This is a genomic window from Paenibacillus sp. RRE4 (assembly GCF_031844205.1).
Lineage (GTDB): Bacteria > Bacillota > Bacilli > Paenibacillales > Paenibacillaceae > Paenibacillus > Paenibacillus xylanexedens_B.
Window position 1 is genome coordinate 2,064,048 of record NZ_JAUZUT010000001.1, and the last position, 26,345, is coordinate 2,090,392.

General features: G+C 45.4%; 20 protein-coding genes and 1 pseudogene. 14 read left to right on the plus strand and 7 right to left on the minus strand.

The features are described from left to right. Nucleotides 1-55 precede the first annotated feature (55 nt). Nucleotides 56-646: a TetR/AcrR family transcriptional regulator gene (locus Q9R46_RS09335; RefSeq protein ID WP_311279799.1), complete on the plus strand. Its 591-nt coding sequence runs from the start codon at nt 56-58 to the stop codon at nt 644-646. A gap of 82 nt (nt 647-728) precedes the next feature. Beyond that, complete coding sequence (locus tag Q9R46_RS09340) at nt 729-2,141, plus strand: MFS transporter (RefSeq protein ID WP_311279800.1); 1,413 nt, start codon at nt 729-731, stop codon at nt 2,139-2,141. 122 nt (nt 2,142-2,263) lie between these two features. Here the strand turns inward: Q9R46_RS09340 and Q9R46_RS09345 are convergent, their stop codons facing one another. From Q9R46_RS09345 to Q9R46_RS09360, 4 genes are all read right to left on the minus strand, one after another. Continuing rightward, complete coding sequence (locus Q9R46_RS09345) at nt 2,264-3,553, minus strand: glycoside hydrolase family 27 protein (RefSeq protein ID WP_311279801.1); 1,290 nt, start codon at nt 3,551-3,553, stop codon at nt 2,264-2,266. A 116-nt stretch (nt 3,554-3,669) separates the two neighbouring features. Next, nucleotides 3,670-4,551, minus strand: coding sequence for an AraC family transcriptional regulator (locus Q9R46_RS09350; RefSeq protein WP_311279802.1), 882 nt, complete (start codon nt 4,549-4,551; stop codon nt 3,670-3,672). A 51-nt stretch (nt 4,552-4,602) separates the two neighbouring features. Next, nucleotides 4,603-4,731 carry a helix-turn-helix domain-containing protein gene (locus Q9R46_RS09355; protein WP_311279803.1) on the minus strand — a complete coding sequence of 43 codons (129 nt, stop codon included), beginning with the start codon at nt 4,729-4,731 and terminating at the stop codon, nt 4,603-4,605. Next, entirely contained in the window at nt 4,728-5,459 is a 732-nt protein-coding gene (locus tag Q9R46_RS09360; RefSeq protein WP_311279804.1) for an AraC family ligand binding domain-containing protein, read from the minus strand. The genes Q9R46_RS09355 and Q9R46_RS09360 overlap by 4 nt, the downstream gene beginning before the upstream one ends. A 157-nt stretch (nt 5,460-5,616) precedes the next feature. Between Q9R46_RS09360 and Q9R46_RS09365 the strand changes: the two genes are divergently transcribed. The 9 genes and pseudogenes from Q9R46_RS09365 (at nt 5,617) to Q9R46_RS09405 (ending at nt 19,279) form a co-directional block, all read left to right on the plus strand. Further along, a complete protein-coding gene (locus Q9R46_RS09365; protein ID WP_311279805.1) occupies nt 5,617-7,605 on the plus strand; it encodes a hypothetical protein in 1,989 nt (662 codons plus the stop codon). A gap of 184 nt (nt 7,606-7,789) precedes the next feature. Next, nucleotides 7,790-10,117 (plus strand): glycoside hydrolase family 95 protein, encoded by a 2,328-nt coding sequence (locus Q9R46_RS09370; protein WP_311279806.1) that lies wholly within the window; start codon nt 7,790-7,792, stop codon nt 10,115-10,117. A gap of 288 nt (nt 10,118-10,405) precedes the next feature. After that, entirely contained in the window at nt 10,406-11,974 is a 1,569-nt protein-coding gene (locus tag Q9R46_RS09375; RefSeq protein ID WP_311279807.1) for a response regulator, read from the plus strand. Continuing rightward, entirely contained in the window at nt 11,971-13,707 is a 1,737-nt protein-coding gene (locus tag Q9R46_RS09380) for a sensor histidine kinase (protein WP_311279808.1), read from the plus strand. The genes Q9R46_RS09375 and Q9R46_RS09380 overlap by 4 nt, the downstream gene beginning before the upstream one ends. Before the next feature lie 123 nt (nt 13,708-13,830). After that, nucleotides 13,831-15,510, plus strand: coding sequence for an ABC transporter substrate-binding protein (locus Q9R46_RS09385; protein WP_311279809.1), 1,680 nt, complete (start codon nt 13,831-13,833; stop codon nt 15,508-15,510). A 128-nt stretch (nt 15,511-15,638) separates the two neighbouring features. Beyond that, nucleotides 15,639-16,610 (plus strand): ABC transporter permease, encoded by a 972-nt coding sequence (locus Q9R46_RS09390; RefSeq protein ID WP_145330708.1) that lies wholly within the window; start codon nt 15,639-15,641, stop codon nt 16,608-16,610. A gap of 15 nt (nt 16,611-16,625) precedes the next feature. Continuing rightward, nucleotides 16,626-17,546 carry a carbohydrate ABC transporter permease gene (locus Q9R46_RS09395; protein WP_311279810.1) on the plus strand — a complete coding sequence of 307 codons (921 nt, stop codon included), beginning with the start codon at nt 16,626-16,628 and terminating at the stop codon, nt 17,544-17,546. A gap of 92 nt (nt 17,547-17,638) precedes the next feature. Next, nucleotides 17,639-17,977: pseudogene (locus Q9R46_RS28655) on the plus strand (hypothetical protein); the annotation flags it as partial. Further along, entirely contained in the window at nt 17,969-19,279 is a 1,311-nt protein-coding gene (locus Q9R46_RS09405) for a carbohydrate-binding protein (RefSeq protein WP_397386368.1), read from the plus strand. The pseudogene Q9R46_RS28655 and the gene Q9R46_RS09405, both read left to right, overlap by 9 nt. A gap of 167 nt (nt 19,280-19,446) precedes the next feature. On the opposite strand, the gene Q9R46_RS09410 is transcribed toward Q9R46_RS09405, so the two are convergent. From Q9R46_RS09410 to Q9R46_RS09420, 3 genes are read right to left on the minus strand one after another with little or no spacing between them, the layout of a single operon-like run. Continuing rightward, a complete protein-coding gene (locus Q9R46_RS09410) occupies nt 19,447-19,722 on the minus strand; it encodes a barstar family protein (protein WP_311279811.1) in 276 nt (91 codons plus the stop codon). A gap of 11 nt (nt 19,723-19,733) precedes the next feature. Beyond that, nucleotides 19,734-20,186 carry a ribonuclease domain-containing protein gene (locus Q9R46_RS09415; RefSeq protein WP_311279812.1) on the minus strand — a complete coding sequence of 151 codons (453 nt, stop codon included), beginning with the start codon at nt 20,184-20,186 and terminating at the stop codon, nt 19,734-19,736. A gap of 32 nt (nt 20,187-20,218) precedes the next feature. Beyond that, nucleotides 20,219-21,100, minus strand: a complete 882-nt coding sequence (locus Q9R46_RS09420) for a helix-turn-helix domain-containing protein (RefSeq protein ID WP_311279813.1) — start codon at nt 21,098-21,100, stop codon at nt 20,219-20,221. 206 nt (nt 21,101-21,306) lie between these two features. Here Q9R46_RS09420 and Q9R46_RS09425 point away from each other — a divergent pair, with 206 nt between their 5' ends. The 3 genes from Q9R46_RS09425 to Q9R46_RS09435 all read left to right on the plus strand — a co-directional run bounded on the left by Q9R46_RS09425 (nt 21,307) and on the right by Q9R46_RS09435 (nt 26,318). Further along, nucleotides 21,307-22,836 carry a glycoside hydrolase family 43 protein gene (locus Q9R46_RS09425; RefSeq protein ID WP_311279814.1) on the plus strand — a complete coding sequence of 510 codons (1,530 nt, stop codon included), beginning with the start codon at nt 21,307-21,309 and terminating at the stop codon, nt 22,834-22,836. Nucleotides 22,837-22,928: 92 nt separating this feature from the next. After that, nucleotides 22,929-24,464 carry a glycoside hydrolase family 43 protein gene (locus Q9R46_RS09430; protein WP_311279815.1) on the plus strand — a complete coding sequence of 512 codons (1,536 nt, stop codon included), beginning with the start codon at nt 22,929-22,931 and terminating at the stop codon, nt 24,462-24,464. 162 nt (nt 24,465-24,626) lie between these two features. Continuing rightward, on the plus strand, nt 24,627-26,318 hold the full coding sequence (locus Q9R46_RS09435) for an extracellular solute-binding protein (RefSeq protein ID WP_311279816.1): 1,692 nt from the start codon (nt 24,627-24,629) through the stop codon (nt 26,316-26,318). Nucleotides 26,319-26,345 lie beyond the last annotated feature (27 nt).

The following is a 26,345-nucleotide window of genomic DNA, read 5'->3' on the forward strand; positions in this document are numbered from 1 at the left end:
AGGTAACCTTCTTTTATGACAGTGATCACTGACATTTGAGTAGAAGGAGAGTTTCATGTCCAATTCAAGTAAACGGAACACAAGAGAAAAGTTAATGTTAACGGCGATTGAGCTGATCTCGGTAAAGGGATATAAAAGTGTTACAACACAGGAGATTGCCTTAACCGCCGGCGTAAGTGAGAAGACGTTATTTCGCCACTTTGGTACGAAACTTAATCTGCTCGAGAGCGCATTTGACGAATATCATTATGTCGCGGAAATGACACGACTTTTTGAGGAAAAGCTGGTATGGAATCTGCATCCAGATTTATTGCTGGTCAGTAAAACCTATCATGAAATCATGCATAAGAACCGTAAACTATTCATGATCAGTCTGAAGGAAATGAATCATTTGCCGGAGTTAAGAACACGAACGATAAAACATCCCCAGCAGTTACTTGAGCTTTTAACCCGATATCTGCAAACGATGTATGAGCAAGGTAAGGTGGTTCAGATCAACGCTGAATTACAGGCTTTCTCCTTCATGGCATTGAATTACGGCTTGTTTATTAACCATATGGAGGATCATGTGCATTTTCCGTGGCTTTCGTTAGAAGATGTGATTACCGAAAGTGTATGGACGTTCACTAGGGCGCTAACGCCCTAGTATTTTATATCTTATTTTGACAGTAAGTACTGACAGTCTATTTTATGCACTTTTCAATCAGTATAGGGAAAAGAGGGAAACGATGAAGACCAGAGAGAGTTTAGAAATCCAGGATGCATCTGCAACGGGAAAAGAAAAGGCACTACTTCGCGTGCTTGTCTTCACTTTGATCATCTCTGTAATGAACGGAATGATGTTTAATGTTGTCTTACCCGTCATTGGGGATCAATTCGAACGGTCAGCTTCCGAGACAAGCTGGATCGTTACGGGATATTTAATTGTATACGCCGTTGGTACAGTCACTTACGGGAAGCTAACAGATCGATACAGCATTAAACATTTAATCACATTTGGACTCTTATTGTTGGCTGCTGGCTCCGCTATTGGAATTCTTTCGACTTCCTACTTTATGATTATTTTGGCACGCCTGATTCAGGCCGCAGGTGCTGCCGTCATTCCAGCTCTGGCCATGATTATACCGGTTCGATATTTTCCGCCAAACAAGCGTGGTCAGGCTCTCGGTACTTCTGCGATCGGAATCGCGCTGGGATCTGCTTTAGGTCCTATTGTTGCCGGATTCGTATCCAGTGCACTGAATTGGAAGTTTCTATTTGCGATTCCGCTACTTTCGCTGTTAACGCTCCCCTTCTATAGAAAGTATTTGAATGATGAAAGGGGAGCTTATGAAAAGATGGACTATCTTGGAGGCATGCTACTCGCCGTAAGCATTGGAGCCATTTTGCTCGCACTGACTCAATTAAATTTGTGGTATTTGCTACTGGGTATTGCAGTTTTAGGCTTGTTTATCCTTCGAATTCTCCACACAGCATCACCGTTTGTGCAACCAGCTGTTTTTCGCAACCGCTCCTACACATGGGGAATGGTTATTTCATTTGTGTTGGTCGCATGTGGATTTAGCATTCCATTTATTATCCCGCAACTGTTAACCCATGTGTATGATTCTTATCCGGCTCTGACAGGTCTAATTATGTTACCGTCGGCTCTGATTGCAGCATTACTGGGAAGACGTGGAGGTAAGTTAGCTGATGAGAAAGGTAATGTCCATTTGATTTATACAGCCTCCTCGATGCTTGTTATCGGCTTCTTAAGTCTATCGTTTGCTGCCGGTGTGTCATTGTTTTTCGTTTCATCTTTTCTAGTCTTGGCAGTCCTTGGTCAATCCTATATGCAAATAGCGCTGTCTAATACGATCGCACAGACCCTCTTCAAAGAACAGGTCGGCATTGGTATGGGACTACTGTCGATGTTTAATTTTATCGCGGCTTCTGTATCCACAACTGTTCTTGGCAAGGTCATCGACGGGGGAGCACAGCAGATGCGTTTCAACCCTTTTATCAGCCTAACGTCTGCATTTGTATATAGTAATCTATTTATTGTGCTTGCGATGTTGGTTGTGGTCATGACTTTTGTGTATAGATGGCATTTTGATCATAAATCCGAAGGACAGATGAATAGATCATCTCGTTTGTTTTAAATAAAGTCGAAGGTGCTCATGCGGGCCAATAGTTAGAATCCGTCGGTTTTCAAAAATAGAGAAGAAGAGGTCTGTCATAAACGACAGGCCCCTTCTTTATGGAACGTTTCAGGCGAAGTGCTTCACGCAAAATGGTACAGGCGCACACCGTGCGAAGGCACATGAGTGCGTAAAATATCCTCGTTAATTTCTGTCACATCGCCACTCCATAATTCAATTCCGTGGCTTGCAACAGAAGGGGATAAACCAACTGTATTGAGATTGATTTCCACCGGGAGCACTGGCTGCTCGCCAACATTAAACACAGCTACGTAAGTGGAACCATCGACATGAGATGCCGTCCATACGATCAGATCGCCTTGATGTAACACTTCTCTTGCACTATGGCTCTCACGATGCATACGCAGAACTTCACGGTTGGTCAGCAAGGAAAGCGTCCAGGCATCGTTATCCCGCAACTCACCGCCAAAGATGAGAGGAGAACGGAAGATACTCCACAGAGACATCATCGTCAATTGCTCATCCTTAGTGAATCTTGTCCACCGATCGGCTCCGCCTCCATCCACAGAGCGAATACCAATGTGCCCCAGAGGCAACATATCACAATCCGGCCAACATCCCTCCTTAGGAAGGCCCTGCCACTTACGGCAGCGATCGAACATATCCAGCAAAAGAGGCCATTGATCCCAGAAATCATCCGTGACCCGCCACATGTTAGCCTGTTCAGCAAAAAATTCAGCGTATTCCACGGGGGCAGGACCGGGAGACAGACTTAATACCATGGGGCGTCCGGCACGTTTGATCGCCTTTGAGATCATCTCAATCTCAGGCTGATGTGTGTCATATAATCTGGAGGCAGCGATATCATCCACTTTGACCAGATCAACACCCCATGAAGCATACAATTCAAACAGTGAATCATAATAGGCTTGCGCGCCTTCTTTGTTGTGGTCTACGCCATACATATCCGTGTTCCAAGGACAGATGGAGTTGGTGTGAGCGATCTCACGGGCGGTGGAGTTGGTTCCCAACAGAGCTGTATTTGCATGAACCGCTTGCCTTGGAATTCCGCGCATAATATGAATGCCGAATTTCAGTCCAAGGCTGTGTACGTAATCAGCAAGCGGCTTGAATCCTTGGCCATCCGCAGCTGAAGGAAAGCGATTTTCTGCAGGCATCAGACGTGAGTATTCATCCATAATCAGTGGAGCGAAAGGGCGATATTGCGATGAGTTTGCCAGAGGTTCATACCATTGAATATCAACGGTAATGTAGCTCCAACCATATTCTTTCAAGTGTGTAGCCATATACTCCGCATTACCGCGAATTTCCTTTTCAGTGACGGCAGCCCCGTAGCAGTCCCAGCTGTTCCAGCCAAGAGGGGGTGTTGGTGCAACAAGAGTATGATCCATTTGAAGGCTCCTTTATCTGACGTAATTTAAATTATTGCTCCAGTCACATTTATCATAATGAAGTAAAATACATTAATCTACAGTAATGTTAAGTCTTCAATAGCAAAATATTGCGGTTAGTCGAAAAACAATCTGCGGTACACGAGGCTCTCGCCGCCGCTTCGGAACTCCCCTGGAGTAAACCCCGTTAAACCTCGAAAAGCTTTGATAAAATAACTTCCGCTGGAGTATCCCACTTGTACCGCAATCTGTTCGATGCTTAATGTCGTGCCGCGAAGTAACTCCATCGCTTTCTCGATCCGAACGCGGGTAAGATAGGCACCTGGAGTGAGACCTGTGCTAGCCGAGAATCTGCGTATAAAGTGGTATTTGGATAGGGCAACGCGTTCTGCAAGCTGATCCACGCTGATCATACTGGCGTAATCGGTTTCCATGTACTTCGTAGCCTGCTGAATATGTTCCGGCCAGTTCTCCCGATTATGACGTGTAGTTGTCTGTAAACGAACAAGTTCTGTCATGAACTGATACACACTGGATGAGGCAATCATAGGGTCCGTTATCCTCCCTGCCGCCGCATCCGTTACAATCATTCGCAACAGACGGATGGGAGCAGAATCCATAGGGAGAAAAGCGACCTCACCAGTTTCTCGCACAAACTTCTGCCAATGAGCCTGAATGAGATCAGGACGGAATAGTAGGAAGATGAACTGCCATGGCTCATCAGACTCTGGATGATAGTAATATCGATGAGCGCTCGGGATCTCTGCAAGAAAAGCCTGTCCGGAAGTGACGCGGTATGTACGGTCATTCGTTTCATAAATACCTTCTCCTGCAAGGGTGTACTGAAATAAAAGAAGAGGACCATCCGTTCGTTCCAGCCCATCCCAGTAATACGATGGATCAGTAATGATATCGCTCCCCGTTGCATACAGCTTGCATAGCTCAAGTTCACGATCTTCGGCGAATCGAAAACCGTAGGTACCTTTTGAAAGTTCCATGCATATCCTCCGTCCTTTGATCATTTGGTTTGTAGCGTAATTTAACGATAATTAACACTTTTCAGTGGAATGTTTACGTTGAAACTTACCTGGCGATGTTCCGACTATCTTGGTAAAACTGCGAATAAAGTTGGCATAATCGCCGAATCCGGAACGATAACAGGCATCGGTAATACTCATACCTTCCAATAAACGATCTGGGCGAGCTCGATGCGGCGGTTAAGTATATAGTTTCGAATCGTTAGTCCGGTATGTTTTTTGAATTGACGGCTGATATAACTGCTGTTGGTAAATAGTTTTTCTGATAAGTGCTGAAGGGTTAGAGATTCGGTCAGATTCGTTTCAATATAGTCCATCGTATTACGAACCAGTTCAGGCATAATGTCGGTGGGCACAAAATCCGTATGTTTAAAAGCCAGATTGGTCATGAGAAGCAGTCGGGCGATCAGCGTATTTCTCATAATATCCGCACCGTAGTCTGAGATTAGCAACATTTGCTCCACTTGGGTTGTAAGATTGAGAAATGGCTCTAACTCCTCTTCATTCAAATGAATGATATTCCCTTTACCTTTAGGCCGATGATCAAAACAGGCAGAGAGGTTGGTAGATGATGTGGATAATCGATTAAGATATGATTTTTGCAGATTAATTGTGATTCGTTCATATTCATTCTTGTCGAGTGCAAAGGACCGATGCATTTCCTCTGGATTTAAAACAATAAGATCACCTCGCTCCAGATGGTAACATCGATTCTCGATATAGAAATTCACATTGCCGCGAAGAAAAATGTAAAGCTCATACCCATTATGCCGATGGTAGAATGTGCCCATATTGTAGGTCGTGACACGATGCAGATACAGCAGATCCATCTGAATGGGATCATACAGGTACTCCAGCGATTCATTCATATCATGAAGGCCTCCTAATCGTTTGGCGCAATAAATATCACGATCTAAGCAATGTAATTGCGAACCTGAACCTATAAAATGGTACCATCCTAGCATCTTGGTTTAAAATTTGCAAGCGTTTTCTGAAGGAACAGGGAAAACAGAATTGGAGGATTGTATGGAATTGATTTTTACCGCACGCAGCAGAGGACAGGAAGGGACAGCGTATACCAGCTTGAGCACACATAAGCTTCGGGCTGACGTTAATATGACTGTCGGGACAGGCAGGACAGATGATCCAAAGCAGGCACAGATTATCGTTAAGAATGAAGACAGTCAACGGTGGAGCGGAGTGATTCATATAGAGCTTGCTTTTGACAAACAGCAACCCAGATTTTTTCTGCCTGCCTTTATGTACGGTCGTAATCGGGGAGAAGCACCGCAAAATGTACCTAATGAATTTCCAAGAATTCGTGAAGGAAAACCATCCCGCCCTTCATCCCCTTGGTGGATGGTTCGAAGTGATCGTTTATCGCATCCGGCTGCACTTGTATATGATAAGGGGCGAATTGTCGGGCTAAGCGCAAGCCCATATTGGGTGGAAAGCATGCATAGTGGACAGAAGCAGCCATGGTATTCGGGTCAAACAGGTACTTTTCTACAATATGGAGGTTTCACATGTTCGATCGAGAGAGGCACCGTTGGTTACACCTTAGGGTATGAGAATGCTCCGTTGCTGTTTATCAAATCAAGATTTGTGCAAGAGCGCTCAGCCTTGGCAGAGAACGTCTTCGTGTTGGAAGCAGGAGAATCGGTAACGTTTACCCTTGAACTATATGATTATGAATCCTCTTCGCCCTTGGGTATTAATTCTGCATTAGAGCATGTCTATCAAAAGTACCATGAGCACCCGAGGCAAGGAAGCGACATCCGCACAGCCGTATCTGACATGTCCGCTGCTGTTCGAGACTACGCCTGGCTTCCAGATGACCGTCACTATTCTACTTTTGTGTATGAAGACACAGAAAGCGGAGGCTATCGATATAACAAAATCATCTCGATCAGTTGGACCAACGGCATGACCATTGCAACCCCCATGCTGATTGCAGCATTACGTCAGAACGATGAACCCATGCGTCAGCAGGCCTTGTCCTGCATCACAAACATTATCGAAAATGCGATGAATCCGGAGTCAGGACTTCCGTATGATGCTTATCAGGATGGAAGTTGGAGCATTAAGGGCTGGTGGTTTGACGGTATGCGTACACCAGGGCACTCATCCTATCTCGTTGCACAAGCCATGTTTTATATCCTGAAATGTTATGACTACGAATACCGCATAAGGCAGATCAGACATGATGACTGGCTCGCCTATGTGAAGCAAGTACTGGAACGCCTGGAACGGAGCAAAAATGCGGATGGCGAATATCCGGCGATATTGTCCGAGCGCACGGGTGCAGGCCTGGAGTACGATGCTTTTAGCGGGGCGTGGTGTCTCGCTGCGAAAGCTTATTACAGCTGGCTGACCAATAAGTTATCCGATTTGGAGGAAATGAGACGCAGTGAAACACATTATTACAATGCCTATGTGAAACAGATGGAATGTTATGGTGCTCCGCTTGATGCGGACAAAGCAGTGGATTCGGAAGGCATTCTGGCATATATCAAAGCTCTCCGTTTCCTGCATGCACTCTCCGGTGAGGAAACGTTCCTTGATCATATGAGAGACGCCATCAGCTATGAGTTCAGTTTTAAATTTTGTTATAACTCGCCAGTGCAGATTCCGCCGCTGAGTACATTGAACTGGTCAAGTTCTGGAGGAAGCGTCACTTCGGTAGCTAACCCGCACATTCATCCCATGTCGAGCAATCTCGTTGATGAGCTTTTGTATTATCTTCAGCATCGTGAGGATGACTATATCCGTCAGCGTATGAATGATACGATCGCTTGGGGCTGTCAAACCTATAATCGTGTTGATGGTGAATATGGTTATGGCAAAAAAGGATGGATGTCCGAGCGCTTTTGTCACTCGCAAGGACTCGTTACGGAGACTTATGCCGATGGTACGCCGGCAAGCACCTGGTTCTGTCTGATGCCGTGGGCCAGCGGCTCCATCATCGAAGGTCTCGTTGGTGACTACTGGGATCAATTCACCTCCAGCGATTGAATAGATACGATCATGCCTCCAAACGGGTTAGCATTGTGAAGGTTTAGGTTAGTTTTCTTCATTCAACGAAGCCGGGTGAACAAAGTAAACTGATTATACGGCCTGTAAGATGGGTCATATTGAGTTCTGTTTGTCATGTTGCCGGGCAACAGTGAACCTTGGCATCTCTAATGGAGGTATAATGATGAATACAAATAAAAATAAAATTGGGTTTGATCACCCTGCCGGGCAGTGGGAGGAAGCCTTTCCGATTGGAAACGGAACCCTCGGTGGTATGGTATTTGGAAGAACAGATCTGGAAAGAGTTCAGTTAAATGAAGATAGCCTTTGGTACGGCGGACCGATGGAGCGCAACAACCCGCAATCACTTCAAACACTGGATAACATAAGGGAACTTCTGTTCCAAGGTCAGATTCGGCAGGCAGAGGAGCTGGCGCTAACCTCATTAGTTGGTGTGCCTGATGGACAACGACATTATGAACCGCTTGGTGATTTCTATATGGCCATGCATCATGCAGACGAGGAGGCGACAGAGTATCAGAGATATCTTGATTTGGAACAGGGGGTCTCTCGCGTTCAGTACACATCAGGCAATACAAAACACAAGCGAGAATATTTTTCAAGTTATCCTGATCAGGTCATGGCAGTCCGTCTGTCTAGTAGCGTGCCGGGCGGATTATCATTCACAGCCTTGTTTGGCAGAGGTTCCGTGTTACATTGGTCGCCGTTGTCGGGGGCGCTAAGGCATCCGGTCGGGTTCCAATCTTTGATTGATCGAATCGAACAACGTAGCCATGGCGATATGATCATCCGGGGCAGAAGCGGGGGAGAAGGGGGGATCCGTTTTTGCTGTGCGATTCGGGTCATGCACGAACAAGGAGAGATTCAGTATTCGAGCGGTCAACTATCTCTGTCAAATGCGGATTCAGCCACCGTGCTAATATCGGCATGCACCGATTTTCGTTATGCCAAGGAAGACCTGGAGGCGGAATGTTTACGAAGAATAGATGTAGCCTCTGCCAAAACATATGAGCAGTTACTTCAGGATCATATCGCTGACTATCAGGCGCTGTTCACACGAATGGATCTTCATCTGGAGGGTGGACACACAGATACCAGTTATATGAGTATGCCGATGAATGAGCGTCTCGCGCGTCTTAGAGCAGGCGGTGATGATCCTGAACTCGTAAGTTTGTACTTCCAGTTCGGGCGATACTTGCTAATCTCCAGCAGCCGGCCCGGTTCGTTACCTGCCAATCTGCAGGGCATATGGAACAAAGACATGCTTCCGGTATGGGACAGTAAATACACCATTAATATCAATACGGAAATGAACTATTGGCCAGCGGAGAGTTGTAATCTGCCGGAGTGTCACATCCCTTTATTTGATTTTATCGAGCGACTACAGGTTCGTGGAAGGGAAACTGCAAGTAAGATGTATGGCTGCAACGGATTTGTAGCACATCATAATTCTGACATATGGGCAGATACTGCTCCGCAGGATGTATGTCTAACGTCGACCTTCTGGACGATGGGCGGCGCTTGGTTGTCTCTTCACCTGTGGGACCATTACGAATACAGCAGGGACAAGGATTTTTTAAGAAAAGTGTATGAAACGATGAAAGAGGCAACTTTGTTTATTCTGGATTTTCTGGTGCAAGACCCGGAAGGGAGTCTCACGATTTGTCCTTCTTCCTCACCGGAGAATATCTACATTCTGGATAGTGGGGAGTCAGGTGCCCTTTGTTACGGGGCATCGATGGATAACCAGATTATTCGGGAGCTGTTCACGCGGTGTATTGAAAGTGCACACATGCTGCAACAAGATCAGGAATTTGCATCACAGTTGCAAGAAGCATTAACTCGCATTCCGGATATCGCTGTGGGAAAACACGGACAGATTCAAGAATGGAGCAAGGATTATGATGAACTTGAACCAGGTCATAGACATATATCACATTTGTTTGCGCTCCATCCGGGTTCACAGATTACTCCGAAAACGACTCCCGAATTAGCAACTGCCGCCCGCATCACGCTGGAGCGCAGATTGCAACATGGCGGGGGACACACGGGCTGGAGCCGGGCTTGGATTCTGAACATGTGGGCAAGACTGGAGCAGGCTGAACAGGCACATGATAACGTTATGGAGCTGCTTCGCTCCTCGACGCTGCCTAATTTATTCTGTGATCATCCTCCGTTTCAGATCGATGGTAACTTTGGAGGTACGGCAGGCATAGCCGAAATGCTGCTCCAGAGTCACGGCGGTGAGATTCGTTTACTTCCTGCGGTGCCAATGGCATGGCCAAAAGGTTCAGTTCGAGGGTTGCGAGCGCGCGGTGGATTCGAAGTGGATATGGAATGGAACGAAGGGAAGTTGCTGCATGTCAGCATACGTGCAAGCGAGGCAAGCAAAGTCAGCGTTTCTTATCTGGATCAACATATGGAACTGAATTTCCAGAGTGCACAAGATTCAATCATGTTAAAAGGAGAAAAGTGGAAAGTGACCTCTTGATTAGAAGGATATGGATTTAGGATGAAATTCATCTCTATTCCTTAAGCGAAACGACCGGGATAAACTCGGCTCCGTTTCGCTTTTTTTATTTTATGAGGCTATAGGCTGTACTTTGGCGCAATAAAATCAGCGATTCGCGCAATGAATTTGCAAACGCCAAACGATAGAATGGTAACAATCTTGTGCAAATAGGCGCAGAAATGTAAGCGGTTTCTAACTATAATTGGAATATAGGTTCTTTTGTTGATTTCATTCAACGATTTTGCTTGAAGGGAAGGGGAAAATAATATGTTAAAAGTACTTCTGGTCGACGATGAGATGTATATCCGTAAAGGGATGCATGAACTGATTGATTGGCATAGTCTTGGTATGGAGATTGCGGGGGAAGCAGAGAATGGACTGGAGGCGCTGAATAAGGCAGAGTGTCTACGTCCCGATGTCATAATTACAGATATCCGAATGCCTATCCTGGATGGACTCGAGCTCATTCGTGCTGTTGACAAGTCACCTACGCTAGAGCCTGTATTTATTATCATTAGCGGTTACCATGATTTCAAATACGCACAACAAGCGATAAGGTACGGCGTCCAGGATTACATCCTTAAACCGATTGATGACGAAGAAATGACCGCAACGCTGCAGAAGGCGGCTAACCTGATCCAGAATAAGCGAAAACATGTATTTTTGGAGGAAGGACAAGCCAACCGAATAATGTTAAAAGATATGATTAAGGGTCAGATTCGAAAAGAAGATGAGATCCGGTATGCAGAAATGTTAGGTATTGACCATCAGACGTCATTGATCATTGTGCTGTTTGAACTACAAACGGGTTCAGAGCATCGGAAAGTGACTCTTCACCAGGTTAATGAAATCCTTCATCCGTTGGCAGATCATCGGTTCAACCTATACGTTATTGAGGAGCAACTAGGTAGATTTGCCTTGATTGTTCTATTGAAGGAACCCTCACCAAAACAACGTATAGTCGAGAAGATTCAATGGATTCAAAACATGCTCAGCGACCATCTTGGCGCGGATGTAGGCTTGTATGCAGGTACATTGGTAGATGACATGAGCGATGCACCCCGGTCTTACGGGGAAGCAGAGGAAGCATACAAGCATAAATTTGCAGAGCCTGGAAGTGTTGTCCATTATACAGAAGTGAAAGATAAAGCGTTATACGTATTTAACATAAATCAGCAAGAGGTTGACCCCCTGATTCTAAGCCTTGAAGAGCGAAATCGTGAGGTTTGTCATGACATTGTGTACGAGATGTTCAACAAGTTTCACTCGCGCCGGTTTTCTACCCAGGCTGTTACAGGTTCTCTGTTGCGCTGCATTACGGGTATACTCGCGGTTGTGCACGAAATGGGAGGCACGGACGAAGGATTACAGAAACTCAAGTTATTAGCAGAGCAAGGTCAGGATGGATGGAATTTACGACTATTAAAAGTTGCATTTTTAGCTGCATTGGAGGAAGCGGAGGAATATATTGCGCAACTGCGGCTGGAGCAGTCCAAAGGAGACATCAACAAGATCAAGCGATATATTGATGCCCATTATAAGGAGAATATCAGTCTCAAAAGCATTGCAGCCCAGTTTTACATGAATCCGGTCTATCTTGGCCGGCTCTTCCGTAAAAGCTACAATCAATATTTTAATGAATATCTGCTCAATCTCCGCATTCAGGAAGCCCAGAAGTTGCTTCGCCAGACGGATCTGCGAATGTATGAGGTGGCCGCCCGGATCGGATTTCAGAATGCGGATTATTTTGTGACCCAGTTTGAGAAAATCGTTAATATGACGCCAACAACTTACCGCAATCTTCTGAAAGAGGATGGACAGCGGGGGGCCCAATGATCAGGTGGAAATGGAACTACATGAAGCTTCGGGATAAATTATTGCTGATGTACGTGTTATCCGTATTCATCCCGATTGTTGTAACGAATGTCGTTTTTTATCAAGTAACCACAGCTAATATCCGTAATCAGAAAAGTCGTGATGCCGGAATGGCGTTAAACAACCTGAAAAACGAATTGCGTGTAACGATTGACCAAGGGGTGGGTCTGTCTTATTCGCTCTATGCTGATCCAGTATTTAATGACACGTTATCTCGTTCGTTTGAAAGTAACTCGGAGTATATTCGGGCATATAACTCCTATCTCAAAGGAGAGTTTTCCGGTCAACTGAGTCAAGGCATTCGCTGGTACCAAGTATATACAGATAATCCAACAATTTTGTCCTCAGGATACATTGAACGCTTAAATGAAGCGGTTCGCAACAGTAGCTGGTATAAGCAATTACAGAATAATGCCGTACCTTATCCAACCTTGATTGCAACCGATCAGATGTTAAGCCTCGTACAGAGGTTAAATAATCAGGACACGGGCGGTATCGAACAATTACTCAAAATTGACTTTAATATGGATCTACTTCAAGAGCAGTTTCGCAACAGCGGATTCGATGGCAAAGTGTATTTGGTTGATCCAGGAGGCCACATTCGCTTCTCGAATGATATGAGCACAGAGAATGTTTCAATTGGACAGCTGTACGGAAAATTGGAATTCCCCAATAAAACCATTCGATTTGATCGTGTCTATTCTGGCATTAACTATTTGGAAGGGTGGTCCCTGCAAGGTGTGATGGATGAGGAAATCGTGTTACAGGAAGTTCGTAAATCACGATCCTTCGTCGTCTGGCTGGCATGTATCAATTTCGTGTTGCCTTCGATTATCATTGCGGCGATGTCCCGCTCCATTCACGTTAGGCTGGTACGTATTCTCAAACATATGAAGAAAGTAAAAACACAAAATTTCCAGACCATTCCTCCTGAAGATGCAAGGGACGAGATTGGTCAATTGACAACCGAATTCAACCGGATGACCGAGACGATTCGGAATCTTATTGATGAAGTATACCTTGCGGATATTCAAAAAAAAGACCTGGAGCTCAAACAGCAGCAGGCGCAGCTTCATGCGTTACATAGTCAGATTAATCCTCATTTCCTGTTTAACACGCTTGAATCTGTGCGAATGCGGAGTCTGATCAAGGGCGAAAAAGAGACGGCTAAGATTGTGCATCATATGGCCAAAATGTTCCGTAAGTCCATTAGCTGGAATCAGCATGACGTGACCGTGAAGGAGGAACTGGAGCTAATTGAAAGCTTTTTGCAAATCCAGAAATATCGCTTTGGAGAAAAACTTCAGTATTATATTGAAGCTGATCCTGTCGCGTTAAAGTACCGAATACCAAAGATGGTCATCCTGCCGTTTGTGGAAAACGCCAGCATACATGGCATTGAATCTACACCGGGAGAAGGGGTTATTCGGCTTTTTGTTCAATTGGAGGGTAAGAATCTTCATATTTGCCTGGAGGATAACGGTATTGGCATGTCCTCAGCGAGATTGAAAGAATTGGTAGGATATCTGGAACAGAATATGGATATAGGTGAGCATGTCGGGATGAAAAATGCCTATAGCCGGTTGAAACTTTGTTACAAAGATCGATTCTCTTTTTCCATTCAATCAGAGGAAGACAAGGGAACGAGTATCCAAATCAGGCTCCCACTAGATGGGGAAGAGCCCGAAAGGTAAATGATGGTTCGATATACTTTTTAAAGAACAATGTACACTTTGATGGGTAACTATGAAAGCGTTATCTTGATATATTGAAAATGCTTACATACACCGTTTAACTAAAAAGGGGGAACAAAACACATGTTAAAACCGCTTTTGAAAACGACAGGATTAGCCGTATTGCTGGCCTCCCTGTTGGCCGGGTGCTCGTCAGGCAGCTCTTCTCCAGGGGCTTCGTCTACAGCAAAAGAAGATGATAACAGCCCGGTTACATTTTCATATTACATGTTTTCTTCGGGTAAGAAAGATACTTTGGCAAGTGAAACAACGATTGGTAAAGAACTGCAGAAGCAGACAGGTGTAGATTTTAAATTGGAATATCTGGTCGGTGACAGTGCGACCAAGGCTGGCGTGATGATTGCATCCGGAGATTATCCTGACGTCATTGCCTCCAGCGGAGAAATGTCAAAATTGCTGGATGCCGGAGCTTACATTCCGTTAGATGATCTGATCGAAAAATACGGTCCGAATATTAAGAAAGTGTATGGCCCGTACTTCGATAAAATGAGAAATCCTGAAGACGGTAAAATTTACGCGTTGCCATACACAGCTAACCAAGGTGAATATTCAGGTAGCCCTAACATTGGCGGGGGGGCTTTCTGGATTCAACGTTCTGTATTGAAGGAATTTAATTATCCTAAAATTACGACGCTGGATGAATATTTCGATCTGATCGAGGATTATAAGAAGAAGCACCCGACAGTGGATGGAGCCGAAACGATCGGGTTTGTATCTCTTGCTGGCGTAGCCAATAACTTTTTCACCCTGCAAAATCCAGCCATGCACCTTGCTGGATATCCTAACGACGGCGGCGTTATGGTAGACATGCAAACTCATGTCGCAAGGACCGTTTCCGGTACGGAAGAACAGAAACGCTGGATCAAAAAGCTGAATGAAATTAACGCAAAAGGCTTGCTTGATCCGGAATCCTTCACAATGAACAAGGATCAATATTTGGCGAAACTGACCTCGGGTCGTGTTCTCGGTTATTTTAACTACGCTTGGCAGGTTGGAGACGCAACCAAAAACTTGCTCGCAGCAGGCATAGATGAGAAGCGCTATGCACCTCTTCCCATTGTCTTCGACAAAAGCATCAAAGATCAATACATTGATCCTCCTGGCTTCGTAAACAACTATGCTACGGGTATTACCGTAAATGCGAAAGACCCGGAACGGATCATCAAGTATTTTGATAATTTGCTCAAAGAAGAGAATCAGATCCTGATCCAGTGGGGGATCAAAGATCAGACATACAGTGTAGATGAAAAAGGGCGCTATTATTATGCGAATGATGAACAACGTAGAATTCACGACGATGTGGAGCTTGGCCGTAAATTCGGATTTACCTATTTCAGTAATGACTGGCCGCGTTATGGCGGAGAATCGACTCTGTCCGATGGGAACGCATTTAATCCAGGCAATCAGCCAGAAGTTGTAGCAGGAACATATACGGAAGGGGACAAAAAATTCCTCGATGCCTATGGGATCAAGACGTTCAGTGAGCTGTTCAATAAACCAGAGGAACGTCCTTGGTTCCCGGCATGGTCTATTGCGCTCGAACAAGGTTCGCCTGAACAAGTTTTCACCACCAAATCGGATGACATACAGCGCAAGTACTTGCCTGAGATGATTTTGAGTGCACCTTCGAACTTTGATAACCTGTGGAATGCTTACATGGCTGAATTTAGCAAGCTGGATAAAGCAGGCTACGAGAAAAAGATGACCGAAGTCATTCAAAATCGTGTCGCAGGTAAATGGTGATTTAATCAAGACCATATAAAATAAACTGTTACGTGCGCTGGAGAGAAAGGGAATCACTTTCTGGTGAATATCTCCGTATTCACTCTCTCCGCGCATGAATAACAGATAGGGAAAGGAGTAACCGCATCATGGAGGAACCTAATGTAACTCTCCAACCGATTCCGCCGACTTCCCGTCGAAAAGGGAAAAGCGAAACCAGTTTTTACAAACGACTGCTTCAGCAGCGTACATTGGCTTTTATGTGCATTCCCTTTGTGATATGGGCGTTTGTATTCAAATATTTGCCGTTATGGGGATGGACGATGGCGTTCCAGAACTTCAAACCGGCACGAGCTTTCGCGGATCAACAATGGGTGGGGATGAAGCATTTTCAGACGCTGTTTGAAGATAATACGTTCTATCGAGTGCTGCGAAATACGCTGGTGATGAGTTCTATTAAATTGGTGCTTGGGTTTGTCACAGCGATTACCTTGGCACTTCTTTTGAATGAATTGAAAAATATCATTTTTAAACGTTTTGTACAAACCGTCAGTTATTTGCCTCACTTCATTTCTTGGGTTGTTGCTTCAAGTATCGTGCTGACCGTATTGTCACCTGATGGGATTATCAACCTGATACTTATGAAACTCCACCTGATCGATAGTCCGGTGTTGTGGATGGGAAAAGGTGAGTATTTCTGGGGTATCCTGGGGGCCACCGAGGTATGGAAAGACGTGGGCTGGAACACGATCATCTATCTGGCGGCGATTACAGCCATCGATCCTGCTCAGTACGAGGCGGCTGAGATTGACGGAGCCAGTCGTTTTAAACGTATGCTGTACATTACATTGCCAGGCTTAAAACCGGTTATCGTCATATTGCTCATTATGAATATGGGTAGCATTCTGGAATCGGGATTTGAACCTCAGTATTTGCTGGGCAACGGAATGAACATGGACTATTCAGAAAACCTGGATATCTTTGTCTTGAAGTATGGTTTGGGAATGGGGAACTTCTCCTTGGGTACAGCAGCAGGGATTTTCAAAACTGTGGTCAGCTTCATCTTCCTCTTCACCGCCAATTATATCGCCAAAAAAATGGGAGAAAGCAGACTATTCTAAGAGGAGGCCTAGGCCATGCCAAAAGCAAAATCATCCCGCTTGCGGAACAGCAGCGCCGGGGATCGGGCGTTTGATGCGATTAACATCACATTTATGATCTGCTTGATGATTGTTACGATCTATCCGTTTATCAATATGATAGCTGTATCTCTCAATGATGCGAATGACGCCATACGCGGAGGGATCTATCTGTGGCCACGGGAGTGGACACTGGATAATTACAAATATATCTTCGGAGAATCCGACATTTATCATGCCACGCTGATCTCGGCACTGCGCACAATTATCGGAACGATTGTCTCCGTTTTCTGTACCGCGATGCTTGCCTATACACTCAGCCGGCAGGAATTTGTACTTCGTAAGTTTGTTACGATGTTTTTTGTCTTCACGATGTATTTCAGCGGAGGACTCATTCCAGGGTACTTGTTGATTCGTGATCTCGGACTGATTGGCTCTTTCTGGGTTTACATCATTCCGGGTGTAATCGGTGTGTTCAATATGATCGTCATTCGTTCCTTTATCGAAGGATTGCCCGAGGGCATTCTGGAATCGGCCCGTATTGACGGAGCCGGAGAATTTACGACATTTATGCGAGTGGTGCTGCCGTTGACGATTCCAGCGATGGCAACGGTTTCTCTTTTCGTGGCAGTGGGTCAATGGAATTCCTGGTTTGACGTGTTTCTCTATAACTCATCTAACAAGGAATTAAGCACACTTCAATATGAACTGATGAAGATTTTGCAGACATCCACAACTTCGGCAACGTCATCGGCAAGTGATGTGTATCAATCTGCCGATAACAGTGGCATCGCCGTGACACCAACTTCAATTCGGGCAACGATGACCATTATTGCAAGCGTTCCAATTCTGATGGTTTATCCTTTCCTGCAGAAATATTTTGTACAAGGGATGACTATTGGAGGCGTAAAGGGATAAAAGTGAGGTTAAGGTTGAGGTTGTTGTGTTCGAATCTAATGGTCGGGAGATGAGAGATCGTGAATGCTTTGATCAAAAAAACACTCTGTACAATGCTTGCAGCTATGACAGCACTGCCCCTGTTTTACGTACCCGTTTCTTCCAAAGTGTCTGCTGCAAACGATGCTGTAATTAATGTAGCTTCATCCAAACAAGTGATTCGGGGTTTTGGAGGTATGACGCATTCCGGCTGGATTGGTGATCTCACTGCTTCTGAGCGGGAAACGGCCTTTGGCAATGGACCTAACCAGCTTGGATTTTCTGTACTACGAATTCCGATTGATGAGAACAGGAACAACTGGCAACGGGAAGTGGACACAGCCAAAAAAGCGATTGAACATGGTGCGATTGTATTTGCATCTCCTTGGAATCCACCAACAGATATGACGGAACTGGTCACCATCGGCACGACTTCGGGTGGTGGTTCGACGTATGAAGCTGAATCCTTGACAACATTGACTGGTGCAGTAGCGGGCAGTTCTTTTACAGGGTATACAGGATCAGGTTATGTTTCTTTCCAAAATGCGAGCGGCTCGGCTGTTCAGTGGAATACGATTCTGATTGGCAGCACGGGCACCAAAAACATTAAGATTCGATATTCACTTCCATCAGGAACGAGTAACCTGGATGTTTACGTGAACGGCTCATTAGCGCTTAGTAACGTGCCATTTGAAGCTACAGGTAGTGGAAACACATGGAAGGACAAGTCGATTCAGGTACCGATGGTCAATGGCACAAGCACGTTGAAGCTGGTTACTACGGGAACGGGTGGACCGAACATTGACAACATCAACGTAACTGCATATACGCAGATTACACAGGCCAAACGACTCAAGTACGACAAGTACGAGGCTTACGCTCAATATTTGAATGAATTTGATACATTTATGAAAAATAACGGCGTGAACCTGTACGCGATTTCCGTACAAAACGAGCCGGACTATGCCCATGACTGGACATGGTGGTCTCCGGAGGAAATGCTTCGTTTCATGAAAGAAAACGCGGGTTCCATCAACAATCGGGTCATTGCCCCGGAATCCTTCTCTTATGTGAAAAACATGTCGGACCCTATTTTGAATGATCCGCAAGCCCTTGCGAACATGGATATTCTGGGGGCGCATACGTATGGTACACAATACAGCGACTTTCCATATCCGTTATTCGAACAAAAGGGAGCAGGAAAAGAGCTTTGGATGACAGAGGTATACTATCCGAACAGTGAGACCAATTCCGCGGATCGCTGGCCTGAAGCTTTAGGAGTAGCGGAGCATATGTATAATGCGATGGTAGAAGGTAATTTTCAGACGTATGTATGGTGGTATATCCGCAGACATTATGGACCGATTAAAGAGGATGGAACGATAAGTAAACGTGGCTATAGTATGGCTCATTACTCCAAATTCGTGCGTCCGGGTGATGTCAGAGTAGATGCTACCAAAAATCCGGCAAACGGCGTGTTTGTGTCGGCATACAAGGGAGCGGATAACAAGATTGTTATCGTAGCCATCAACAAAAACACTTCAAGCGTGAATCAGCGGTTTACTGTGCAAAATGGAACAGCCTCGGCTGTATCCTCCTGGGTAACGGACAGCACACGCAATCTGGCGGCCGGCTCCGCCCTGCAGATTTCCGGCAACGGATTCTCGGCGGACCTGCCAGCCCAAAGTGTAACAACATTTGTTGTTCAACCGTAAACACAGATGTTAATGAAGAGAATAAAGCAAGAAGGTAAGAAGCAAGAATAGAAATAAGGAAGAGAAGAACGAGAAGAACGAGGAAAAGAAGTAATTAGAAGTGAATAGAAGTAAATAGAAGATCGTAGAAGTTAGTAAAACAGGCTGCTCTTAGGCAGCCTGTTTTACTACGAACATAACTCGAATGTGAATTCATCAATCTCTTGCTCTGCTTCGCGCATCAAATCAACCACCTGCTCTGCATAATCCCCGAGCTTTTCTCTGCTTACATCAAAATGACTCCAGCGAATTGTCAGCGGCATTTTGACTTCAGCTGTCAAGGCATCCCATAGAGCGTCCAGATTGTGTCCGTAGTGTTCGTCCAGATTCAATTTATCCTGTAACGACTGATGGAGTGATTCCCTATTAAGAAGGTAACGACCGTCGATTTGAATGATATTCATGTGTTCCTCCGTTATTTGATCTGTTGAAAGGTCTTATAATGATCGGTGGTGTGATAGATCAGACCGTCATTTGAATATAGAATCCGGTCGCTTCCGCGTTTTCCACCAGTATAATGGATATCCGCCTCGTACCAGATCCGACCTTTTTTATTGGGAAGTAACCCTTCGCGATTTCTGAATACGTCACCGCCGATGCTCTTTCCTGGAGCCACCTGACCGAGATTGCCTTCACTAGGCTCCCAGCCCAGCTTACGAGCTTCTTTTTTCGTAATATAATTGGGCGGAAGTTCATGATGCTCTTTGATATAATCGGCGACCTCCTGAAATCCCGTCTTTTTGGAGGGCTGACCAGCGTGAGAACTGGTATTGGCATCGGTATTGGTAATGAACTGTGAGCTACAACCCGCAACCAGCAATACGGAAAGTAAAATGAAGAGTGGATACAACCATTTTCTTAAAAGCATGTTTTGATCTCCTTTTAATCATGACAATGCTCTTAATGGTAATCGGTTTGCGGCAACAAATCAATTCTAACCTCGGCTTGCCGATGTTTCATATATTTTCCCGGTGAAATCCCAACGATTTTGGTAAAGCTTCGAATAAAGTTGGCATAGTCACTAAAGCCGGACTGGAAGCAGACGTCAGTGATGCTCATGCCATCGGTCAGAAGTAATTTGGCTAGTTCGATGCGCCGGCCTAGAATATATGAACGAAGTGTAAGTCCGGTATGTTTTTTAAACTGGCGGCTGACAGAGGTGCTGTTCATATAGAACTCCTCGGCCAGTTTGCCAAGTGTAATATTTTGAGTAATATGATTATCGATATATTCCATCGTTCTGCGTACCAAATCTGGCATGATGTCTTGAGGTACAAAGGAATTATGCTGAAACCACTGGTTGATCAGAACAAGTAGTTGTGCCATAGCAGCATTGGTCTGCACGTCTGCACCATATCTGTTAGAATCAGCGGATTCTTCAATCTGACGGGTCCAATACAGAAGCTGATTTAGCTGGTTCTCATTCAGATGAATGATGTTGCCACTTCCGTCAGGGCGATGATCAAAACAGGATAATAAATTCGTCAAAACTGTGGATAGCTGGCACACATAGGTTTTCTTGAGGTTAATCGTGATCCGCTCATATTCACTCTCGTCTACAATAAGTGTCCGATGCATCTCCTCAGGAGAAATGACAAGTAAGTCGCCACGCTGCATGGGATAACAACGATGATCGACATAAAAGTGCACATTCCCTTGCAGGAATAAGTAGATTTCATACGCGTTGTGGCGGTGATAACTGGAATCGTACCTGTAGGTTGTTAGGGGATGGCGGTACAAAAGCTCTGGCTGGATCGCATCATAAAAATAATCAGAAGACATATCGTAGAAGTACCTCCTGTCATTTCGCGCAATAAAACAAGCAAACTACGCAATGAAATTGGACTTAGTTTCACCTAAAATGTAATCATATTATCATGAAAACGTTTGATTTGCAAACGCTTTCTATTTGGTATGCCCTAATATTAGATATCAAAGTAGATTTGAAGATAATGGCAAGATCTATTCTATTCACGGGAGGAAATGAAATGAATAAAGAAACGATGGCACAAGCTGACGAGCAGAAGCCTGAAGCTGGCTTATCGGGTCACTCACGACATATACAAAAGGAGATTGGGAAGCTTCGTCCCAACGCCAATCCTCTAATGGCACATAAATTCGGAGCTGATCCATATGCACTTGTGTTTAATAACCGGGTCTACCTCTATATGACCAGTGATAAACTGGAGTATGATGCGAATGAGATTCCTCAGAAAAACAGTTATCAGTCGATCAATAAAATTACAGTCATCTCATCGGATGATTTGATCAACTGGACAGATCATGGGGAGATCAAGGTAGCAGGTCCAGAAGGGGCAGCTACATGGGCTTCCCAATCTTGGGCTCCAGCAGCTGCACATCGCAGTTTGAATGGCGAAGATCGTTTTTATTTATATTTTGCCAATAATGCCAGCGGTATTGGTGTTTTGAGCGCACCAACACCTATCGGCCCTTGGACAGACCCAATCGGAAAAGCACTGGTGACGAGAGAAACGCCGGGTGTCGAAGACGTAACCTGGTTATTTGATCCTGCTGTTCTTGTGGATGATGACCATCAAGCTTATCTTTATTTTGGTGGAGGCGTGCCTGAGGGGAAACCAGAGCGTCCGGACACGGCGAGAGTGATGAGACTTGGAAAGGATATGGTCAGCGTTGAGGGCAAGGCCAAGATCATTCCTGCTCCCTTTATGTTTGAAAATTCGGGGATACATAAGTATGATAACATCTATTATTACACTTATTGCTCTAACTTTTTCCAAGTGGAACGTGACGAGGATAGTCCGCCCCCGGGAGAAATTGCATACATGACAAGTGCGCAGCCGATGGGTCCATGGACGTATCAGGGAACAATCCTCAAAAACCCGGGTCACTTCTTCGGGATTGGCGGTAACAATCATCATGCCATCTTCCCACTGGGGAATGAGTGGTATATTGCTTATCATGCGCAGACTCTGTGCCAGGCGATGGATATTCCGGAAGGGTATCGTTCAACACATCTGAACAAGGTGCAGTATGAAGAGACAAGTGGAAGAATCAAAGCGATTCAAGCGGATTACGTTGGTGTAGAGCAACTGAAATCATTCAATCCATATCAAAAGGTCAGCGGGTCAACGATTGGCTGGAATGCGGGAGTGATCACCCGTCAATTAAGCGGATCGGGTTCGGAGCAAGCAGAACAAGGCCAGTCTCCAAAACCAGATGACGTTGTCAGTGTGATGCATGGAGGAAGCTGGATTGCGATCTCGCGTGTGGATTTCGGTCAAAAAGGAGCGGCAAGCTTTACTGCAACCGTATGCAGTCAAGGTGGATCATGTACTCTTGAACTTCGACTAGGACGAGAAGACGGCGATTTAATTGGAAAGGTGCATATTCCTGCTTCAGCGGAAGGTCAAGAATGGATGGAGGCATCGACTTCAATAACTGGCGCTCGGCATGAACACGACCTGTATCTTGTACTGAAGCCTTCAGAAGAAAACCCATGCCTTCTTTTAAACCACTGGATGTTTGAAGAAGCCTAACATCAGGAAGGGATTTATCTTGCTGATTAGAGAGCTGGAGCCAGAGTGAACAGATATGATGCTGAACTCCAAAAAAAGAGGTGTTCTAGAAGATGTATTCAAATCCGATTATATGGGCCGATTATCCGGATGTGGACGTCATTCGGGTAGAAGATACGTATTATATGGTCAGTACGACCATGCATATGATGCCTGGATGTGTTATCCTGCGCTCTTATGACCTGATCCAATGGGAAACAGCTTCGTATGTGTATGACAGACTGGATAATACACCAGCCCAGCGGCTGGAGAACGGGCAGCAGATCTATGGAAAAGGCATGTGGGCGGCTTCACTCCGTTATCATCAAGGCAAGTTCTACGTCATTTTTGTGGCCAATGATACTCGTAAAACGTATCTGTATACTTCCGAAACGATAACCGGACCTTGGAATAAACAGATTGTAGAGGGATTCTACCACGACTGCTCGTTATTTTTTGATGATGACGAACGGGTGTATCTGGTACATGGTAATCGAGAGATTCATTTAACCGAATTAAAAACCGATCTCTCCGGCCCCAAGCCGGAAGGGAGGCATCGCATCCTAGTGACAGACCATCAGCCGCACTACTTGGGGTATGAAGGTGCACATTTCTACAAAATTGCAGGTATCTATTATGTCTTCCTGATTCATATGACGAAGGAAGCAGGGCGACGAACGCAAGCTTGTTACAGGGCGGATACGCTGGACGGTACATTTGTTGGCGGAGAAGTGTTCGATGATGATATGGGATACTTTAATTCAGGGGTTGCTCAAGGCGGAATCGTGGATACACCGGATGGTGACTGGTACGCTGTGCTTTTTCAAGACCATGGTGCCGTAGGGCGAATTCCGGTTCTGGTACCGATGCATTTCCAGGAAGGCGTACCCGTATTTGCAAAAGAGGCTCCGAAACAAATCGATCTAGCTAGCACAAGGCCGGGCTACCGTTACCAACCGCTGGTTGCAAGCGATCGTTTCGAATATACGCTGGATGATCAGGGTAAGGTTCGGCTTCGGGACGTTTGGCAGTGGAATCATACACCGCATGATGATCTGTGGTCTGTTACGGAAGTACCGGGAGTGTACCGAATTCGAACGGGTCAACTTAGCCCTAACCTGACGTTTGCAGTGAATACACTCACTCAGCGGGCCATGGGGCCGGCTTGTGTGGCTTCGGTAACATTAGATGGCAGCGGCCTGAACGATGGTGATTATGCGGGTTTATGTTTTCTGATTGGCACGTATGGTTTGATTGCAATGACCAAAAATGAAGGCAGGTACTATCTCGTTATGCAGGCCAGAGCGAGTCAGGATAACAGCATATTTGGCAGTATGATTGACCAGGAGCCTGCCACAGAGTATGCCCGCATACCTGTAACAGGGCCTGTAGTGAAGTTGCAAGCCTCGGCCAATTTTGTAGATAATCAGGATGAATGTCGCTTTGCCTATCTGGATGGGTCAGAATGGAAGAGCCTCGGGACGCCGCACAAAATGGTCTACAAGCTGGATCATTTCATGGGCTGTAGAATTGGATTGTTTCTGTTCTCCACACAAGAGATTGGAGGCTTGGCCGACTTTTCGGATTTTGAATATCATATCGCTTCGTAAATCCGTCGTGCTCAGAAATCCGTACGTGCTCAGAGTTGTAAATAAAAGTCGCCAAACGGCGGCTTTTTCGTACTCATGACAGAGCAAATGTTGTACAATGATAACAATTCTGGAAAAAAAGAAAAAGATACGTTCATTCAATCAAAATGGGGGCATGTCACCATGCATAAGCGATGGATGTACAGAACAAGATGGACGATTATTATCTTTCTAACCGTGTGTATACCTGCTGGACATACGCAGGGAGACTTCGGTCACATCAACAACCTATCTAAGGATCAGCAGGCCTCATCTTTGGCGGCCTATTCCCCGCCCATTCAAGTTTCTTTTGTCAGAGAAACGGGAGAAGATCTGCAGCGCATGATTGAGCAACTACCCGGTGAGACACTGGTCGATAACCGCTGGACTCGTTTGTATGAACAGGAGCTTGGCATTCAGATTCGGTATGACTGGATTGCAACGGGCGATGTGTATAATCAAAAGTTAGGGGTTTCCCTTGCCGCCGGGCGGTTCCCGGATGTCGTCAGAGTTAACCCATATCAGCTAAGGCAACTTAGCAATGCCAATTTAATTGAAGATTTGACGGAAGTATATCGTGATTTCGCCACGCCACTTACCAAAAATATTTTGGAGGCTGAAGGGAAAGGGGCATTTGATGCAGCTACGATTAACGGCAAGCTAATGGCAATCCCCGAATCTTCTTCATCCATTGAAACGGCACAGTATTTGTGGATCAGAACAGATTGGCTGGGTAAATTGGGTCTGCAGGCACCTGAAACGATAGAAGATGTGTTGAAAATTTCGGAAGCGTTTACATCGCGTGATCCGGATGGTAATGGAGAACAAGACACCTACGGGCTTGCGCTAACGAGTTATCTCTGGGACCCGGTTATGGGCGTTTCCGGATTTATGGCCGGGTATGGTGCTTTTCCGAACATCTGGATTAAAGATCACGAAGGCGGCCTGACCTATGGAGGCATACAGCCTGAGGTGCGCAAGGCGTTGGAAGTATTACAGACCATGTACCTTGAAGGACAGCTTGACCCGGACTTTGCTTACAAAAATGGAAGCAAGGCATACCGTCTCATTCATCAGGGGAAAATTGGCATGCTCTATGGTGAGCAGTGGACTCCTTTTGTTGTCCAGTCTACCCGTGATGAAGATCCGGAAGCAGAATGGCAGGCATATCCGATCGTAGCCGAGACAGGTCGAAACAGGGTTGTACCGCTTCGTTCCAATACAGGAAACTACTTTGCTGTGAGAAAAGGTTTTTCCCATCCTGAAGTTGTCGTTAAACTGATGAATCTGCACTTGGACAAAAACTGGGGACAGAATGCGGAATATGAAACCTACTATAATGACGACTCACGTGCGGTGTGGATGCTGTCTCCGGTAACTCCTTTTCCGGGAACCAAAAATTTAGATGCATATCGAGATATTCGGGATGCACGCAAAACAGGTGACTTCTCTATCCTCGAGAACGAAGCGCTCGCAATCCACAAGCGAATTGTTGCTTATGAATCAGAAGGTTTGAAGAGCGGGTGGGGATGGAAGCAGACTTATGGGCCAACAGGTGCGTTTAGCATCGCGGACGATTACGATATGAATGGACAGCTTCTTTATGATCAATTCACAGGTGGGATTACGGAAACGATGGTAGATCGGCAGATTATCCTTCGGGATCTACAGCTCGAAGTATTTATGAATATTATTTATGGATCACCTATCGAAGAATTCGATCAATTTGTAGAAGATTGGCTTGAGCTGGGCGGAAAAGAGATTACATCGGAGGTGAACGCATGGTATAGAACGGATGCCGTCAGGGATCATCAGGCGTTCGCTTTATCCTATTAAAGCAGGTGTCTTTGATCTGAAATCAGG

What these genes read in the sequence shown, in the direction of transcription:
- Q9R46_RS09395 (WP_311279810.1), top strand. Translation starts at nt 16,626, where the DNA reads ATGCCAAAAGCAAAATCATCCCGCTTGCGGAACAGCAGCGCCGGGGAT.
- Q9R46_RS09345 (WP_311279801.1), bottom strand. Translation starts at nt 3,553, where the DNA reads ATGGATCATACTCTTGTTGCACCAACACCCCCTCTTGGCTGGAACAGC.
- Q9R46_RS09380 (WP_311279808.1), top strand. Translation starts at nt 11,971, where the DNA reads ATGATCAGGTGGAAATGGAACTACATGAAGCTTCGGGATAAATTATTG.
- Q9R46_RS09430 (WP_311279815.1), top strand. Translation starts at nt 22,929, where the DNA reads ATGTATTCAAATCCGATTATATGGGCCGATTATCCGGATGTGGACGTC.
- Q9R46_RS09385 (WP_311279809.1), top strand. Translation starts at nt 13,831, where the DNA reads ATGTTAAAACCGCTTTTGAAAACGACAGGATTAGCCGTATTGCTGGCC.
- Q9R46_RS09340 (WP_311279800.1), top strand. Translation starts at nt 729, where the DNA reads ATGAAGACCAGAGAGAGTTTAGAAATCCAGGATGCATCTGCAACGGGA.
- Q9R46_RS09335 (WP_311279799.1), top strand. Translation starts at nt 56, where the DNA reads ATGTCCAATTCAAGTAAACGGAACACAAGAGAAAAGTTAATGTTAACG.
- Q9R46_RS09410 (WP_311279811.1), bottom strand. Translation starts at nt 19,722, where the DNA reads ATGAATATCATTCAAATCGACGGTCGTTACCTTCTTAATAGGGAATCA.
- Q9R46_RS09360 (WP_311279804.1), bottom strand. Translation starts at nt 5,459, where the DNA reads ATGAATGAATCGCTGGAGTACCTGTATGATCCCATTCAGATGGATCTG.
- Q9R46_RS09390 (WP_145330708.1), top strand. Translation starts at nt 15,639, where the DNA reads ATGGAGGAACCTAATGTAACTCTCCAACCGATTCCGCCGACTTCCCGT.
- Q9R46_RS09375 (WP_311279807.1), top strand. Translation starts at nt 10,406, where the DNA reads ATGTTAAAAGTACTTCTGGTCGACGATGAGATGTATATCCGTAAAGGG.
- Q9R46_RS09435 (WP_311279816.1), top strand. Translation starts at nt 24,627, where the DNA reads ATGCATAAGCGATGGATGTACAGAACAAGATGGACGATTATTATCTTT.
- Q9R46_RS09415 (WP_311279812.1), bottom strand. Translation starts at nt 20,186, where the DNA reads ATGCTTTTAAGAAAATGGTTGTATCCACTCTTCATTTTACTTTCCGTA.
- Q9R46_RS09425 (WP_311279814.1), top strand. Translation starts at nt 21,307, where the DNA reads ATGAATAAAGAAACGATGGCACAAGCTGACGAGCAGAAGCCTGAAGCT.
- Q9R46_RS09370 (WP_311279806.1), top strand. Translation starts at nt 7,790, where the DNA reads ATGAATACAAATAAAAATAAAATTGGGTTTGATCACCCTGCCGGGCAG.
- Q9R46_RS09420 (WP_311279813.1), bottom strand. Translation starts at nt 21,100, where the DNA reads ATGTCTTCTGATTATTTTTATGATGCGATCCAGCCAGAGCTTTTGTAC.
- Q9R46_RS09350 (WP_311279802.1), bottom strand. Translation starts at nt 4,551, where the DNA reads ATGGAACTTTCAAAAGGTACCTACGGTTTTCGATTCGCCGAAGATCGT.
- Q9R46_RS09365 (WP_311279805.1), top strand. Translation starts at nt 5,617, where the DNA reads ATGGAATTGATTTTTACCGCACGCAGCAGAGGACAGGAAGGGACAGCG.
- Q9R46_RS09405 (WP_397386368.1), top strand. Translation starts at nt 17,969, where the DNA reads ATGACGGAACTGGTCACCATCGGCACGACTTCGGGTGGTGGTTCGACG.
- Q9R46_RS09355 (WP_311279803.1), bottom strand. Translation starts at nt 4,731, where the DNA reads ATGAGTATTACCGATGCCTGTTATCGTTCCGGATTCGGCGATTATGCC.